At 42.8% G+C, this 15,906-nt stretch carries 14 protein-coding genes and 1 pseudogene; 2 read left to right on the top strand and 13 right to left on the bottom strand.

From position 1 onward, the window contains the following. The 4 genes from tuf to rpsL form a co-directional block, all read right to left on the bottom strand. The coding region (tuf, locus tag E7T07_RS07490; protein ID WP_135710403.1) for an elongation factor Tu at positions 1–884 on the bottom strand (884 nt) is incomplete at its 3' end. A gap of 65 nt (positions 885–949) precedes the next feature. Further along, positions 950–3,052, bottom strand: a complete 2,103-nt coding sequence (gene fusA, locus E7T07_RS07485; RefSeq protein WP_135710400.1) for an elongation factor G — start codon at positions 3,050–3,052, stop codon at positions 950–952. Positions 3,053–3,151: 99 nt separating this feature from the next. Beyond that, complete coding sequence (rpsG, locus tag E7T07_RS07480; protein WP_135710398.1) at positions 3,152–3,622, bottom strand: 30S ribosomal protein S7; 471 nt, start codon at positions 3,620–3,622, stop codon at positions 3,152–3,154. 145 nt (positions 3,623–3,767) lie between these two features. Then, the gene (gene rpsL, locus E7T07_RS07475; protein ID WP_135710395.1) at positions 3,768–4,142 is read right to left on the bottom strand and encodes a 30S ribosomal protein S12; all 375 of its coding nucleotides are present in this window, start codon (positions 4,140–4,142) and stop codon (positions 3,768–3,770) included. A 424-nt stretch (positions 4,143–4,566) separates the two neighbouring features. Between rpsL and E7T07_RS07470 the strand changes: the two genes are divergently transcribed. Continuing rightward, positions 4,567–5,241: a TfoX/Sxy family DNA transformation protein gene (locus E7T07_RS07470; RefSeq protein ID WP_167874944.1), complete on the top strand. Its 675-nt coding sequence runs from the start codon at positions 4,567–4,569 to the stop codon at positions 5,239–5,241. A gap of 77 nt (positions 5,242–5,318) precedes the next feature. Here the strand turns inward: E7T07_RS07470 and ruvX are convergent, their stop codons facing one another. The 5 genes and pseudogenes from ruvX to gpt form a co-directional block, all read right to left on the bottom strand. After that, complete coding sequence (gene ruvX / locus E7T07_RS07465) at positions 5,319–5,735, bottom strand: Holliday junction resolvase RuvX (protein ID WP_135710385.1); 417 nt, start codon at positions 5,733–5,735, stop codon at positions 5,319–5,321. Continuing rightward, positions 5,735–6,292, bottom strand: a complete 558-nt coding sequence (locus tag E7T07_RS07460) for a YqgE/AlgH family protein (RefSeq protein WP_135710411.1) — start codon at positions 6,290–6,292, stop codon at positions 5,735–5,737. Before E7T07_RS07460 ends, ruvX begins: the two co-directional genes overlap by 1 nt. Positions 6,293–6,346: 54 nt before the next feature. Continuing rightward, positions 6,347–7,024 (bottom strand): annotated as a pseudogene (gene modC, locus E7T07_RS07455) (molybdenum ABC transporter ATP-binding protein); the annotation flags it as partial. Positions 7,025–7,027: 3 nt separating this feature from the next. Next, positions 7,028–7,735, bottom strand: a complete 708-nt coding sequence (gene modB / locus E7T07_RS07450; RefSeq protein WP_135710379.1) for a molybdate ABC transporter permease subunit — start codon at positions 7,733–7,735, stop codon at positions 7,028–7,030. Positions 7,736–7,788: 53 nt separating this feature from the next. Then, positions 7,789–8,247, bottom strand: a complete 459-nt coding sequence (gene gpt, locus E7T07_RS07445) for a xanthine phosphoribosyltransferase (RefSeq protein ID WP_135710375.1) — start codon at positions 8,245–8,247, stop codon at positions 7,789–7,791. A gap of 121 nt (positions 8,248–8,368) precedes the next feature. On the opposite strand from gpt, the gene E7T07_RS07440 reads away from it, so the two are divergent. Next, positions 8,369–9,808 (top strand): aminoacyl-histidine dipeptidase, encoded by a 1,440-nt coding sequence (locus E7T07_RS07440; protein ID WP_135710372.1) that lies wholly within the window; start codon positions 8,369–8,371, stop codon positions 9,806–9,808. A gap of 46 nt (positions 9,809–9,854) precedes the next feature. Here the strand turns inward: E7T07_RS07440 and E7T07_RS07435 are convergent, their stop codons facing one another. The 4 genes from E7T07_RS07435 to priA all read right to left on the bottom strand — a co-directional run bounded on the left by E7T07_RS07435 (position 9,855) and on the right by priA (position 15,863). After that, positions 9,855–11,069 (bottom strand): aromatic amino acid transport family protein, encoded by a 1,215-nt coding sequence (locus E7T07_RS07435; protein ID WP_135710369.1) that lies wholly within the window; start codon positions 11,067–11,069, stop codon positions 9,855–9,857. A 149-nt stretch (positions 11,070–11,218) separates the two neighbouring features. Beyond that, on the bottom strand, positions 11,219–12,433 hold the full coding sequence (locus E7T07_RS07430) for an aromatic amino acid transport family protein (protein ID WP_135710367.1): 1,215 nt from the start codon (positions 12,431–12,433) through the stop codon (positions 11,219–11,221). Between the two features lie 244 nt (positions 12,434–12,677). Continuing rightward, positions 12,678–13,553, bottom strand: a complete 876-nt coding sequence (gene ftsN, locus E7T07_RS07425; RefSeq protein WP_135710364.1) for a cell division protein FtsN — start codon at positions 13,551–13,553, stop codon at positions 12,678–12,680. A gap of 105 nt (positions 13,554–13,658) precedes the next feature. Beyond that, on the bottom strand, positions 13,659–15,863 hold the full coding sequence (gene priA, locus E7T07_RS07420) for a primosomal protein N' (protein WP_135710362.1): 2,205 nt from the start codon (positions 15,861–15,863) through the stop codon (positions 13,659–13,661). Between the last annotated feature and the right edge of the window lie 43 nt (positions 15,864–15,906).

The following is a 15,906-nucleotide window of genomic DNA, read 5'->3' as shown; positions in this document are numbered from 1 at the left end:
TTCGCTAATACTTGACCACGTTCGATTTCTTCACGTTTTGTACCACGTAATAATGCACCGATGTTCTCACCTGCACGACCTTCGTCTAACAATTTACGGAACATTTCTACACCTGTTACCGTTGTTTTCGCAGTTTCTTTGATACCTACGATTTCAACTTCGTCACCTGTGCGGATGATACCACGTTCTACACGACCTGTTACTACTGTACCACGACCTGAAATTGAGAACACGTCTTCGATTGGTAATAAGAACGGTTGGTCAATCGCACGCTCCGGTTCAGGAATGTAAGTATCTAAGTGGTTCGCTAATTCAAGGATTTTTTCCTCCCACTCTGCTACGCCGTTTAACGCTTGTAACGCTGAACCACGTACGATTGGTGTGTCATCGCCCGGGAAGTCGTATTGTGATAATAATTCACGTACTTCCATTTCCACTAATTCTAATAACTCTTCGTCATCTACCATGTCGCATTTGTTTAAGAATACGATGATGTATGGTACACCTACTTGGCGACCTAATAAGATGTGCTCACGAGTTTGTGGCATTGGGCCGTCTGTCGCTGCTACTACTAAGATAGCACCGTCCATTTGTGCCGCACCGGTGATCATGTTTTTAACATAGTCCGCGTGTCCCGGGCAGTCAACGTGTGCGTAGTGACGTGTTGCTGTATCGTATTCAACGTGTGATGTGTTGATGGTGATACCACGCGCTTTTTCTTCCGGCGCGTTATCGATTTGGTCGAATGCACGAGCTGCACCACCAAAGTGTTTTGATAATACAGTGGTGATCGCTGCTGTTAAAGTTGTTTTACCGTGGTCAACGTGGCCGATTGTACCCACGTTTACGTGCGGTTTTGTACGTTCAAATTTTTCTTTAGACACTTTTCAGTTTCCTTTTGTGAGCCCCCAAAGTGCGGTGCAAATTGGGGGGATTTAGTTAAGTAAAATTATTTTTTACGCGCTTCGATAACTGCATCTGCAACGTTTTTCGGTGCTTCAGCATATTTCAATGGTTCCATTGAGTATGATGCACGACCTTGAGTTTGTGAACGTAAGTCAGTTGCATAACCGAACATTTCTGCTAATGGAACTTCAGCATTGATTTTAACAACGAATTCATTCGCTTCTTGACCGTTAACCATCGCACGGCGGCGGCTCAAGTCACCAATTACGTCACCAACATACTCAGGTGGAGTTTCAACTTCCACTTTCATGATTGGCTCAAGTAATACCGGGTTAGCTTTTGCGAACGCGGCTTTAAATGCGATTGATGCTGCAAGTTTAAACGCTAACTCAGATGAGTCCACATCATGGTATGAACCGAAGTGTAAACGAACACCGACATCAACTACAGGGTAACCTGCTAATGGACCAGATTTAAGTTGTTCTTGGATACCTTTATCAACAGCCGGGATAAATTCACCAGGAATTACACCACCTTTGATTTCGTTAACAAATTCGTAACCTGGGCCTTCCGGATCTAATGGATATAAGTCGATTACAACATGACCGTATTGACCGCGACCACCAGATTGTTTTGCGTGTTTACCTTCAACATCGTTAACACGAGTACGGATTGTTTCACGGTAAGATACTTGTGGTTTACCGATATTCGCTTCAACTTTGAATTCACGGCGCATACGGTCAACGATAATATCTAAGTGTAACTCACCCATACCGGAAATAATGGTTTCGCCAGATTCTTCATCAGTGTGAACACGGAATGAAGGGTCTTCTTGTGCTAAACGACCTAATGCAAGACCCATTTTTTCTTGGTCAGCTTTAGTTTTTGGTTCAACCGCAACAGAAATTACCGGATCCGGGAATTCCATACGCTCAAGGATGATTGGCGCATCGATCGCACATAATGTGTCACCTGTACCAACATCTTTTAAGCCGATTGCCGCTGCGATATCACCTGCACGAACTTCTTTGATTTCTTCACGTTTGTTTGCGTGCATCTGTACGATACGACCAAAACGTTCACGTTTATCTTTTACAGAGTTCAATACGGTTGCACCGGATTCAATGAAACCTGAGTACACACGGAAGAATGTTAAGTTACCAACGAATGGGTCAGTTGCAATTTTGAATGCTAATGCTGAGAATGGCTCATCATCGCTTGCATGACGCTCACCTTCAGTTTCATCCGGATTAATACCTTTAATCGCAGGAATATCTGTAGGTGCCGGTAAATAATCGATTACTGCGTCAAGCATTGCTTGAACACCTTTGTTTTTAAACGCAGAACCACAAGTTACTAAGATGATCTCAGTTGCTAATACGCGTTGACGAAGACCTGCTTTGATTTCTTCTTCAGTTAATTCTTCACCACCTAGGTATTTTTCCATTAACTCTTCTGAAGATTCTGCAGCTGCTTCAACAAGGTTTTGATGCCATTCTTCACAAGCATCTTGCATATCTGCAGGAATATCTTCGTATGTGAATGTCATACCTTGGTCAGCTTCGTTCCAGTTGATTGCTTTCATTTTTAACAAGTCAACCACACCGGTGAAGCTATCTTCTGCGCCGATAGGAAGTTGTAAAGGAACAGCATTTGCACCTAAACGGGTTTTGATTTGTTCAACAACACGTAAGAAGTTAGCACCTGTACGGTCCATTTTGTTTACGAACGCGATACGTGGAACATGATATTTGTTCGCTTGACGCCATACTGTTTCTGATTGTGGTTGAACGCCACCAACCGCACAGTAAACCATTACCGCACCATCAAGAACACGCATTGAACGTTCTACTTCGATTGTGAAGTCCACGTGTCCCGGAGTATCGATAACGTTGATACGGTGTTGTGGGTATTGTTGTGACATACCAGACCAGAATGCAGTTGTTGCCGCAGAGGTGATTGTAATACCACGCTCTTGCTCTTGTTCCATCCAGTCCATTGTTGCTGCACCATCGTGCACTTCACCGATTTTGTGACTTACACCAGTGTAGAACAAGATACGCTCAGTCGTTGTGGTTTTACCCGCATCGATATGCGCACTGATACCGATGTTACGGTAAAGTGAAATAGGGGTTGTACGAGCCATTATTATTACCTTGTTTGGGTTTAATATTGAAATTCTTTATAAGGGTAAGGCTTCATCACAATGATTGAGATGAAGCCCTGAAGTAATATTGTTAACCGATTACCAACGGAAGTGAGCAAACGCTTTGTTTGCTTCAGCCATACGGTGAACATCTTCACGTTTTTTCACTGCTGCACCTTTATTTTCCGCTGCATCAGATAATTCGTTTGCTAAACGTAAAGCCATTGATTTGTCACCACGTTTACGAGCTGCTTCAACAATCCAACGCATACCTAATGCGTTACGGCGAGTTGGGCGAACTTCAACCGGTACTTGGTATGTAGAACCACCAACACGGCGAGATTTAACCTCAACGGTTGGACGTACGTTTTCTAATGCAACTTCAAATGCTTCTAACGCATCTTTACCGGTACGTTGAGCTAAAGTTTCTAATGCATTATAAACAATTGATTCTGCAATTGATTTTTTACCATCAACCATTAAAACGTTGATGAATTTTGCAAGTAATTCTGAACCGAACTTCGGATCTGGAAGAATTTTGCGTGGTTCAATACGACGACGACGTGGCATTGTAAGTTTCTCCGATATATATTCAGGATAATCCAAAACTCATTAAAAACTGACCGCACTTTAATGCTGTGGGTCAAATTGATACTGGAGTTTATGGTTTAAATATTAATAATTTAGACGTTTGGCCTTACTTAACGGAGAACCATTAAGCTTTAGGACGTTTAACGCCGTATTTAGAACGACCTTGTTTACGATCTTTAACGCCAGCACAGTCTAATGCGCCGCGAATAGTGTGATAACGCACACCCGGTAAGTCTTTAACACGACCACCACGGATTAATACCACGCTATGCTCTTGAAGGTTGTGACCTTCACCACCGATGTATGAAGTTACTTCATAACCGTTTGTTAAACGAATACGGCATACTTTACGTAATGCTGAGTTCGGTTTTTTAGGAGTTGTAGTGTACACACGAGTACACACGCCACGTTTCTGCGGGCAAGCCTCTAATGCAGGAACGTTGCTTTTTACAACCTTTTTCACACGCGGTTTGCGTACTAATTGGTTGATAGTTGCCATTAATTAAGCTCCAGTTAATAAAATTCTAAAAGAATGATAGTTAAAAATCTACTTCATAAAGAAATAGACGCTAAATTTTAATCACAAACAATCCTACTGTCAAGTTTAATGTCACTAATGCCTTCCATAGAAAAAAAGATAAATTTTACATCTTAAATGACTTATCAAGCCCTGCGGGCACTATCTGCAACTTATTGAATTTAAATCAAATAATGTGTAAATAAATTTAAAATTCATTGCTTAGAAAAAGAAATTTCGATAAATAAAGAAGTGCCTTATCCGTCAGTTCATCAAGACTAAATAACGGCAATCATGTCAATTTTGTGATCTTAATTCCAAAACAAGAACGCAAAACTTGTTTAATTATGGGAAATTGGCATAGTAATTTTAATTGAAAACCCTTTACAGCATGATGAGGTGTATTATGCAATTCTTGAAAGATAGTGCAGACGAAGTCCGTCATTTTATGAGTGATCTTCTTAACAAAGAAATCGTGATTAAACCGCTATTCATTGGTAATGGCGTATTTTACGATAATCTCATGTTTGGAATTTATGTCAATCGCGCTTTCCATCTCAAAGCAGAAGGAAAACTGGCTGAGCTTCTTATAAAAAATGGGGCTATTCCTTGGAACTATGCACCAAGAAAACACATAGTAACAGGTTCTACTTATTATCGATTACCTGAAACGATTTACCAAAATCCAGCGATTCTCAAAAAATTTATCTTATTGTCGATAGAACAAATCAAAGCGAAAAAGATTAACGCCGAATTAGCCAAAAAAAGTACCATCCGTGAACTCCCTAACCTGAGTGTCAAACATGAACGCGCTTTAGCTAAAATTGGGATCAATAATGTTGCCGAACTAAAAGCTTGTGGTGCTATTAATGCATTTATTCAATTAAAACAGTCAGGCAAAGATATTAATATTGCTTGGTTTTGGGCAATTCTTGCTGCGTTAGCAAATAAGCATGTTAATGTGCTTTCGCTAGAAGAACGAAAAACGGCATTCGATCAATTAAATCGGATATTAGCGGAAAAGGGAATGCGCTCAATTAAGCCACAAGCCTTACTGAATCAGCTTGCAGATAGACCGTAAGATAACGTTAAATCAAAAGCAGAGCTAACATCCATATTTATAGAATGTTAGCTCTTACTGAGTGTTAATCTAACAGCCTACAAATTATTTTCAAACCAACTCTCTAAAATCAAGCAAGCCGAAATACCATCCACTTTGCCTTTTTTCAAAGCACGAAAGCCGCCGCGTTCAAAAATTTCGGTACGTGCTTGTGTGGTGGTGAGACGTTCGTCTTGCCATTGTACGTTGACACCAAAACGGGCGTTTAAACGGTTGCCAAATTTGCGTGCGCGGTGGGTAAGATCCTGTTCTGTTCCATCCATATTTAAAGGTAAGCCAACAACCACAAAATCAGGTTTCCATTCTTTCAGGCATTTCTCAATGGCATCCCAGTTAGGAATACCGTCTTGTGCTTTGAAAGCGGGCAAGGCTTGCGCAGTGCCTGTAATACTTTGTCCGACTGCGCAGCCAATACTTTTTGTGCCAAAGTCAAAGGCGATCACTGTTTTTCCCATTAGCAATGTCCTGCCTGGCTGGCGAGATTGTAGCTATCAAAACCAAGCACTTTTTGTGCTTCAATCCAGCGTTCTTCATAAGGGGTCTCAAACATAATGCGCTCATCGGCAGGCATCACTAACCAAGAATTTTCTGCAATTTCGCGCTCAAGTTGGTTCGGCGTCCAAGCGGCACAGCCCAGCGCAACGAGATATTTCTCCGGCGCATGGGGTGTGCCGAAAGTATCGATAATATCTGCAGATGTAGTCAGAATAATGCGATCAGTAATCTTAAAGCTGTGCTGAAACGGGTGATCCGTTGGGGTATGCAAAATAAAGCCATGCTCACCGTTAACCGGCCCGCCGGCCAAGACGCATTTATCAGGAAAAGTGCGGTCGGAACTCATCATAAAATGCAGTTTTGCCACCAACTCCGCAATGCTTAAATCCGTAGGTTGGTTTAGCACTAAGCCCATGGTGCCTTTGTCGCTGTGTTCGCAAAGATAAATGACGCTGCGCTGAAAATAATCGTCCCCCATATTTGGCATGGCGATCAATAAATGATTTTGTAATTTCATCATAATGTTATTATTTGGGAAAAGTGCGGTCAGTTTAGCGCAAATTTAGTTTTGTTTCCATTTCGCAAATGCAGGGGAATGGATAACTGCTTGAACGTTGTCATAAGCCACCACTTTACCATTATCCATTAACACCATACGTTCAGCTAATGCGGTTAATTCATCTAAGCTATGCGTGACATATAAAATCGGAATTTCAATTTTTCGAGACAAGGTTTCTAAATAGGCCAGTAATTCCCGTTTACGTGGCAAATCTAAGGCAGAAAGGGGTTCGTCCATGAGCAAAATATCAGGATTAGACAGTAGCGCACGCCCGATGGCAACCCGTTGTTTTTCGCCGCCTGAAAGGGAAAAAGGGTAACGTTTTAATAAATGTTCAATACCCAATAGGCGCAAAATACCGTCAAAATCCACCGCACTTTTATCTTTTACCCCATACAGCAAATTGCCTTTCACGGAATAATGGGGAAACAAGCGCGCGTCTTGAAACACATAGCCAATATGGCGTTTTTCGGGAGCGAGACAAATGTGTTGTTCCGTGTCCACGAGTGTTTTGCCGTTTAATCGAATATAGCCTTTATCGGGATGAGATAAGCCGCTCACCAAATTAATGAGCGATGATTTTCCTGCGCCGGATAGCCCAAAAATTGCCGTTACACCGCGGGTGGGAATATGTAAATCCGCCACCAACGCTAAGTCGCCTAATACTTTTTTGAGATTAATTTCAAGCATGGGTTATCCCTTGTGATTGAGATTTTGCTGCGCACCTTTGGCTAACCATTCGGAAATCAGCAGCGAAATTAAGGAAATAATGATGGCAATAATACATAAACGCGCCGCCGCACCTTCCGCCCCTGGCGTTTCGATAAAAGAATACATGGCAAGGGGAATGGTGCGTGTGACATCGGGGATATTTGACGCAAAGGTGATCGTTGCGCCAAATTCACCCAGCGAACGAGCAAAACCTAAAATCACGCCGGCCAAAATCCCCGTGCTGGAAAGGGGTAGCGTAACGGTAAAAAAGGTGCGGAATGGCGAAGCCCCAAGGGTTCGAGCCGCTTGTTCCAACTTGATGTCCACGCATTCAATGGCAAGACGGATTGAACGTACCATCAGTGGAAAGGTGACCACCGCGGATGCCAGTGCCGCGCCGTGCCAACTAAAGGCAAAACTAAAGCCAAACCAATCCAGCAAATATTTGCCAATTAGCCCATTGCGTCCCATTGCCACTAACAAAAGATAGCCAATGACCACAGGTGGTAACACAAGGGGTAAATGAATAAGGCTATTTAAAATAGATTTACCCCAAAAATCACGGCGCGCCAGTAACCAGGCTATAGCAATGGCAAAAGGCAAGCTACAAACAATCGCCCAAAACGCCACTTTTAGGCTTAAATAAATGGCGCTGAGTTCCGTATTGGATAGGGTAATATATTCAAGCATATAATGAAAATCTCGCCAAAAAAACACGAGAAAATCTCGTGTTTTGGGGTGTTTTATTTACGCGCAATCGGCGGAACGAAAGTTAAACCTAAATCCCAAGGTTGCTCAATCCAAGTATTTTGTGGAATATCGACCACATAATCATCCACAAGCTCTGCACCGGCTGGTTTAGCAAACACGGTGACAAATTTTGCTTTTGGATACATTTTACGGATTTCTCTGGCTGTGTTGCCTGTATCCACCAAGTCATCCACAACAATAAACCCTTCGCCATCAGTGTCTGCGGCATGTAATACACGTAATTCGCCTTGTTGATCATGATCGTAGCTCGCGATACACACGGTTTCAACGTGACGAATGCCTAATTCGCGCGATAATACTGCTGCCGGGAATAAACCACCACGACTTACCGCGATAATGCCTTTCCATTGTGATGCCGGCAATAAACGCTCTGCAAGTTTACGTGAATGCATTTGGAACATATCCCAAGTGACAATATATTTTTCGCTCATAATTGTTTCCCTTTTAATTGGTTTAAAAAAATTGGCTAAGGATAACCCGAAACGCGTTTTTATGCTATTCTTTTAAGAAAAGTGCGGTAAAAAAATCAATATTTTTTAAGGAGAATTCATTATGTCAGCAATTCAATCATTACAACCTGCCCAATTATGGCATTGGTTTGATCAAATTTGTGCCATTCCACATCCGTCTTATCACGAAAATGCCTTAGCGGAATTCATTGTGAACTGGGCAAAAAGTAAAGGTTTCTTTGTGGAACGTGATGACGTGGGCAATGTGTTAATTCGTAAACCCGCCACGCCGGGAATGGAAAATCGCCCTTCTGTTGCCTTGCAAGCGCATTTAGATATGGTGCCGCAAGCCAATGAAAGCACACAGCACGATTTTCTCACCGATCCGATTTTGCCACGTATTCAAGGCGAATGGGTAACAGCAACAGGCACCACTTTGGGCGCAGATAATGGTATTGGTATGGCTTCCGCTTTAGCGGTTTTGGATAGCGATGATATTGCCCATCCTGAACTGGAAGTGTTGCTCACAATGACGGAAGAAGCGGGAATGGAAGGCGCGTTGGGCTTACGTGCCAATTGGTTAAAATCCAATTTAATGATCAACACGGACACAGAAGAAAATGGTGAAATTTATATTGGCTGTGCCGGTGGTGAAAACGCAGATTTAAGTTTGCCGGTTCATCGTCAACCGAATAAATTCCCACATTGTTTTCACATTGCGATCAAAGGGTTAAGCGGCGGTCACTCAGGGTGTGATATTCACACGCAACGCGGCAATGCCATTAAATTATTGGGCGTATTTTTGACCGCACTTCGTTATGTTACCGAAGATTTTGCCATTGTGGATATACGCGGCGGCTCGGTGCGTAATGCCATTCCACGCGAAGCCTTTTTAACGTTGGCGTTGGATGACGCTACCTTATTGACGATGGTGGTGGAAAAATTCAAAGACGTGCTTCAACAAGGGTTACCTGAAGATCCGAATGCTGAGATTATTGTGACAGCACAAGCCTTACCTGAAGAAACCTTTGATATTCCTACCACGCAAACCATTGCACATATTTTAAGTGCGTTACCAAACGGCGTGCAGGCAATGAGCCAATCCGTTGAAGGCGTGGTGGAAACCTCTTTAAGTATCGGGGTGTTAAAAACTGTTGATGATGAAATCAAAGGTACCATTTTATTGCGTTCGTTAATTGAAGGCGGTACCGATGAAGTGAAAGCGGAGTTAACCGATCTTCTACAAAAAAGTGGGGGTAACGTGAAATATTATGGTTATTACCCGGGCTGGGCACCACAACCAAATACAGAAATTGTCACCCTAACGAAAAAACACTATACAGAAATTTTAGGTCATGAACCTGAAATTAAAGTGATTCACGCGGGATTGGAATGTGGTTTATTGAAAAAAATCTATCCAAATTTAGACGTTGTTTCCATCGGCCCAACAATTCGCAACGCACATTCGCCGGATGAAAAAGTTCATATTCCGGCGGTGCAAACCTATTGGCAATTGTTGACTAACGTATTGGCAAGTCTTTAATTACCGCGCATAAAATAAAAGTCGGGACAACCCCGACTTTTTTATATTAACCCGCAACACTCGGCAAAACCCCAGCCTGCATTAAGAATGGGATAACAATAATGATAATCCCCATAATCAAAGCTAAGGCTAAGCCGATATTTCCACCTGCGACGCGATAAGGCAAGTTAGGGTGTAGCTGACGCGTTCTCCACGCTAAGCCGATCGGTAAAATCAATCCATAGAAGGCAAAGAGTAAACCGGCGTAACCTAATGCCGCAATAAAGCCGTTTGGATAGAATAAAGCAAAGGCAAGTGGCGGAATAAAGGTTAATGGCGTAAGCATAAAGCGGTTGTGCGGTAATCTTACTCGTTTTAGTAAATCGCTAACCCCTTCAAAAATGCCCATCGCAACGCCAAGGAAAGAGGTAATTAACGCAAGTGCGGAGAAAATTCGCACCATTTCGCCTAAGATTGCGCTGCCTGTAATTTGGCTTGTCGCTTTTACTAAGCCGTTTAAGGTTGGATCTTGGTTTAGTAAGGTAACAAATTCATTTTGACTTAATACACCGTGGGTTGCCAATTGCCATAATAAATAGGCTGAAAGTGGGATCAAGGTACCAATTAAAATCGCGACACGAATTTTACGAATATCCGCTTCAAGATAGCTGTTAATACTGCCCATAATCACGTGGAAACCAAATGATGTGAAGAAAATCGGCACGGCTGAAATCACGAGTAAATTATCTAATGGCACGGCAGTTAAATTTTCTAATTTTGCTTTTGGCAACATCATCAGTAAGACAAAAACAAAAGCAATAATTTTACCGATAAAGAGTAAACGGGTTAAACCATCTACGCCTTTAATGCCCACAACAACGAATGTGCCTAAAATAAAGGTAAATAATAAAATCCCGATTTTAAGATTGGTATCCCCTTCCGCTTCAGGCAGTAGTCCTGACACTAACGAACCGCCGCCGGTGATATAAGCGGCTAATAAGGCATATAACAAGATAAGCAAACTTACGGTGGCTAAGACACGTCCTGTCATTCCAAAGTATTGTTCTGCAAGGCTTGCAACCCCGACATCAGGTCGTTTAGCGGTTTGATAGGCTTCCATAAAGAGCAAGCCTGTGTAAGTGAGTAATAGCCATAATCCCACTAATAATACCAAAGTCATACCAAAACCCATACCGGCTGAAGTCAGCGGCATCGCAAGCATACCGGCGCCAATGGTGGTGCCTGCAATCATTAAAGCACTACCTAAAATTTTATTCTTCATTTTTTCTCCTATATAACCAATAAAGTGCGGTTGGAATTTTCAATAAAATCGTAGGGATACCACGCTTGGCGTCCCTACATTGTTCATCAATACAAGCGGTCAAATTTTTGCAAATTTTACCAAAATTCCACCGCTTGAAACCGCAATCATTAACCCACAACCTGCGGTAACCAGCCTTGTTCAATTAAGAACGGCACAACCACAATAAACACGCCAATCGCCAAAGCAATAATCAGCGAAGCATTGCCGCCTTTCACACGATAAGCTAAATCAGGTGATTGGCTACGTAATTTCCAAACCATCGCAATCGGTAATACAATCGCATAGAAAGCAAACATTTGTCCTGCATAGCCTAACGCGGTAATAAATCCTTTTGGATAGAAGAATGCAAAAAGCATTGGCGGAATAAAGGTTAATAAACCTAATGTTTTACGCCCTGCATTGATTTTCACACGTTTGAGCAAATCTTCTAATGCTTCAAATAAACCCAATGCCACACCTAGGAAAGAGGTGACCAAAGCTAAAGCAGAGAAAATTTTTACCACGACACTAATCATCGTGCTGCCCGTAATTTGGCGTACCGCTTCGGCTAAACCATTTAAGGTTGGATCTTGTTCTAAGATTTTCAAAAATTCCGTTTGGCTTAATACGCCGTGAGTAGCTAATTGCCACAAAATATAGGCGATAAGCGGAATAGAAGTTCCCACTAAAATAGAAATGCGTAATGCTTTCACATTCCCTTCCAAATATTTATTTAAACTTGGAATTGAACCGTGGAAACCAAATGCCGTGAAAAACACAGGGCTTGCCGAAATCAATAACGCATTGTTAATCGGCATTTCCAATAAATTATCAATAGAGACTTTTGGCAACAGCAAAAACAATACCAACACAAACGCCAAGATTTTTGTGGTAAACAAAATACGATTAATTACGTCCACGCTGGTTGTACCGATAACAATAAAGGAACCAAAAAACACCGTGAAAATCACACCGGCAATTTTGGTCGTGGTTTCCGCATCCACAATGGTTGGCAACACACCGGCTAAAATTGAACTACCGCCCGAAACATAAGCGGACAAAATCGCATATAAGAAAACGATCAATACGGTGGTCGACACAATACGACCAAAAGTGCCGTAATATTTTTCCGCTAAAGTCCCAATCCCCGCATCACTTTCTACGGTTTGATAAACTTCCACAAACAACAACGCACTAAAACACAACAATAACCATAAAGCGACTAATAACGCCACGGTAAAACCAAAACCAATCCCGGCTGAAGTCAGCGGCATTGCAAGCATACCCGCACCAATCGTTGTTCCTGCAACGATTAAGGTACTTCCTAATGTTTTATTTTTCATATAAACACCTGTCAATAAAAATGAACAACCCGATTGTAATAGAAAAAAGCGTTTTTTCCACAAAAAAATGAGGAAAATGTAAAATATTTTTGATATTGTAAAGATTTGTTTACATCAGTTGATTATTTAACACAAAAAGGTCGTGCGAGAAGTGATTATGGCAATGGATAAAGCGTATAGAAGCTAAAAGTACAAAAGCCCAAAAACTAAGGGCTGTTTATGTCGCCATAAACAGCCCTCGTCATTACATACCGATAATCACGCAACTTGCGATGGAAGCGGCTTGTTTTTGAACATTCGCCGTGGCAGGGCGGTCGCCAATAGGGCCAACTAACACGCGGTTCCACTTACCGCTTTCGGTAATGCGTGCATTTAATCCCGTCATGGCTAATTTTGCCTGTAATGCTTCTGCTTTGGCGCGATCATTAAAGGCGCCGCATTGAAGCCCAAATTTTCCGGCAGAGGATGATTTAACTTCTGATTTTGCGGATTCTGTCGTTTTTGTTGCTTCAGCCACTTTTGCGCTTTCAGCTGCTTTTAAGGCTTCAGCTTTTTTCGCGGCTTCTTGTTTGGCTAATTCCGCTTTTTTACGTTGTTCCGCCACTTTCTTTTCTTCCGCAGCTTTTGCAGCTAGAGCCGCTTCTTCCGATGCAGTTGGCACCGCGTCATTAACGTTACTCTCGTTTTTAGGGGCAGATTCAGTTTTCGCTGCAGCGGATTCTGCCGCAGCTTTCGCGGCTTCTTCCGCTTTTAACGCTTTCTCTAATGCCGCTTTCTTTTCCGCTTCTTCTAAACGGCGAAGCTCTTCTTTTTGTTTTTCATTGAGCTGAGCGGATTTTGCCAGAGCGGTACTGTCTGTTGGCACCGTTCGGCTTTCTAATTCTTTAATATAAGACCAAGTTTCTTCAGGGCGACTTGGAAGCTGACTTTTCGGTTTAGCTTTTTCTTGCACTTCCCCTTGCATTTCAGCCACTTCCGGTGATTTTTCTTTAAGCAAATAAAGCCCAAAAGCAAATCCCGCCACGACAATTGCCGCTACCATTAACAATAACGATTTGCTCATTCCATTTGATTTTTTCTTTCTTGAACCGCCACGCGCGGCATAATCTCTCTGCGCCACAATAATCCTATCTCACTGAATTGCTATAAAAAATAGCGGTAATTCTACTCAATAATCCTAATACTGGCTAGTGCTTAGCCTGTTTTTTTACCTAACTTTACAAAGCTAGGAAAGATCCAGAGGATCCACGTCCAAATTTAACCGCACTTGGCTCGTTTTCGCTTCCCATTGCCCGTTGAAATCTGTTAACGCCTTTTGTAACCACGCCCGAGAGGGATGTTGCAATAATAATTGCCAACGGAATTGATCCGCTTTTTTGGCAAAAGGCGCGGGCATTGCGCCAAGAATTTGTAAGTGCGGTTGATTATTCGACTGTTTCCATTGGTAAAAATAAGCGGCAATATCATTTAGCAAGGTTTCCGCATGGGCACTTTGACGGCTTTGCGCTTTAAATAACGCCTGCGCACTAAAGGGCGGTAAGCCCATCGCATGGCGCATTTGCAAAGCATCTTGCGCAAAAGCCGGGTAGCCGTTGGTCAGCAATTGTTGCAACAACGGATGTTCGGGGTAATGGGTTTGTAGCACCACTTCCCCTTGCTTTTCCGCACGCCCCGCGCGCCCGGCCACTTGCACATAAAGCTGTGCCAATCGTTCTTCCGCACGAAAATCCACGCTGAACAAACTGCTATCCACATTAATCAACGCCACCAATGTCACATCAGGAAAATGATGCCCTTTTGCCAACATTTGCGTCCCAATCAAAATTTGGCTTTTCCCCTGTTGAATATCGGCTAAATGTTGCTCTAATTTTCCCTTGCGAGCGGTGCTATCGCGGTCGATACGTGTAATACCGTACTGGGGAAAACGCGCCTTTAAGGTCTCTTCCAGTTGCTCAGTGCCCAACCCGGTTGTCACCAAATGGGTTGAACCACATTCCCCACATTGGCGCGGAATGGCTTTTTGTGTGCCGCAATGATGACATCGCATGGCGCGTTGATGTTGATGATAGGTGAGTGGCTTATCACAATGGGAACAGGTGGAAATCCAACCGCACTCGTGACAAAGCAACACGGGCGCAAAACCGCGGCGGTTGAGAAACAACAGCACTTGATTGCCCTTTTGCAAATGTTCATCCATTTTTTTCAGCAATGCGCCCGACAATCCGTTCACCAGATGTTGATGTTTTAAATCAATCAGTTGGCTTTGGACAGCCAACGCATTGCCCGCCCGTTGCGAAAGGGTGATATGGCGATATTTGCCCAACTTAACATTATTAAGGCTCTCTAAACTTGGCGTTGCCGATCCCATTAAAATGGGAATGTTCAATTGCTTCGCATACACCACCGCTAAATCACGCGCATGATAACGCCAGCCATCTTGTTGTTTAAACGAAACATCGTGTTCTTCATCAATCACAATTAAGCCAAGGGCTGAAAAAGGGGTGAAAATCGCCGATCTGGTGCCAATTATCACCGCACTTTGCCCCGAACGCGCCCGTTGCCACACCTCAAGACGTTGTGTATCGTTCAAATTAGAATGTAACACATCAATGTCCACATGAAAGCGCGAACGAAACCGTTGCACTGTTTGTGGTGTTAAGCCAATTTCAGGTACTAACACTAAAACTTGCTGACCTTTTTTGAGCGTTTCTTCAATCAGTTGCAAATAAATTTCTGTTTTACCTGAACCCGTTACCCCCTCAAGCAAAAACGCCCCAAAACCTTGTTGGAAGAGTAACTGACTTAATACCAACGCTTGTTGTTTATTCAAGGTCAAACGATTTTCCGCTTTTGCGATTTCTTGCCCTTGCAAACGAACTTGCCAAGAAATAGATTGAACCGGCTGCTCAACTTCTTCCACAAAGTGTTTTTCTTTTAATGCCGACCAAATGGCCGCCGCAAATTCATTATTCCCTTTTTCAAGGGGCATATTTGCTAAGGCTTCTGCCGCGGCAAGCTGTTTTTTCGCTTTGTTTAAGTTGCCATTTACCAAGGCTTTCTCACCAAGTGCGGTTAATTTCCAGTAAATTTTGGCTTTTTCCACCGCACTTTCGCCATTGCGCAATTTCACCGGCAACGCGGAAAGCAACACGTCCCCCAAGGGTGCTTGATAATAATTTGCCGCCCAATGCAATAACGCCCATAATGGCTCGCTAAACACAGATTGTTCATCCAATACGTCAATAATCGGCTTCAATTTTTCAGCCGGCAAATCACTTTGTTCAGGAAAGTCCACCACAATCCCAACACGTTTTTGTGTACCAAATGGCACAAGCACGCGCGCGCCAATCGCCGTAGCCTTATCATCAGGCAACAGATAATCAAAACAACGCATAAGCGGTACGGCAAGGGCGATGCGGATAAATTTCATTTTTTATTTGTAATTCCCTAAATAAATGTTTACTATTTCGGCA

Origin of the sequence: Actinobacillus porcinus (assembly GCF_901764995.1) — a bacterium.
GTDB lineage: Bacteria > Pseudomonadota > Gammaproteobacteria > Enterobacterales > Pasteurellaceae > Exercitatus > Exercitatus porcinus.
The sequence above is the reverse complement of the archived record's forward strand: the minus strand, read 5'-3'. Positions and strand labels throughout refer to the sequence as shown.

Bases quoted from the DNA above. Each gene is read 5' to 3' on its own strand.
- fusA (WP_135710400.1), bottom strand. From the start codon at position 3,052: ATGGCTCGTACAACCCCTATTTCACTTTACCGTAACATCGGTATCAGT.
- rpsG (WP_135710398.1), bottom strand. From the start codon at position 3,622: ATGCCACGTCGTCGTCGTATTGAACCACGCAAAATTCTTCCAGATCCG.
- rpsL (WP_135710395.1), bottom strand. From the start codon at position 4,142: ATGGCAACTATCAACCAATTAGTACGCAAACCGCGTGTGAAAAAGGTT.
- E7T07_RS07470 (WP_167874944.1), top strand. From the start codon at position 4,567: ATGCAATTCTTGAAAGATAGTGCAGACGAAGTCCGTCATTTTATGAGT.
- ruvX (WP_135710385.1), bottom strand. From the start codon at position 5,735: ATGGGAAAAACAGTGATCGCCTTTGACTTTGGCACAAAAAGTATTGGC.
- E7T07_RS07460 (WP_135710411.1), bottom strand. From the start codon at position 6,292: ATGAAATTACAAAATCATTTATTGATCGCCATGCCAAATATGGGGGAC.
- modB (WP_135710379.1), bottom strand. From the start codon at position 7,735: ATGCTTGAATATATTACCCTATCCAATACGGAACTCAGCGCCATTTAT.
- gpt (WP_135710375.1), bottom strand. From the start codon at position 8,247: ATGAGCGAAAAATATATTGTCACTTGGGATATGTTCCAAATGCATTCA.
- E7T07_RS07440 (WP_135710372.1), top strand. From the start codon at position 8,369: ATGTCAGCAATTCAATCATTACAACCTGCCCAATTATGGCATTGGTTT.
- E7T07_RS07435 (WP_135710369.1), bottom strand. From the start codon at position 11,069: ATGAAGAATAAAATTTTAGGTAGTGCTTTAATGATTGCAGGCACCACC.
- E7T07_RS07430 (WP_135710367.1), bottom strand. From the start codon at position 12,433: ATGAAAAATAAAACATTAGGAAGTACCTTAATCGTTGCAGGAACAACG.
- priA (WP_135710362.1), bottom strand. From the start codon at position 15,863: ATGAAATTTATCCGCATCGCCCTTGCCGTACCGCTTATGCGTTGTTTT.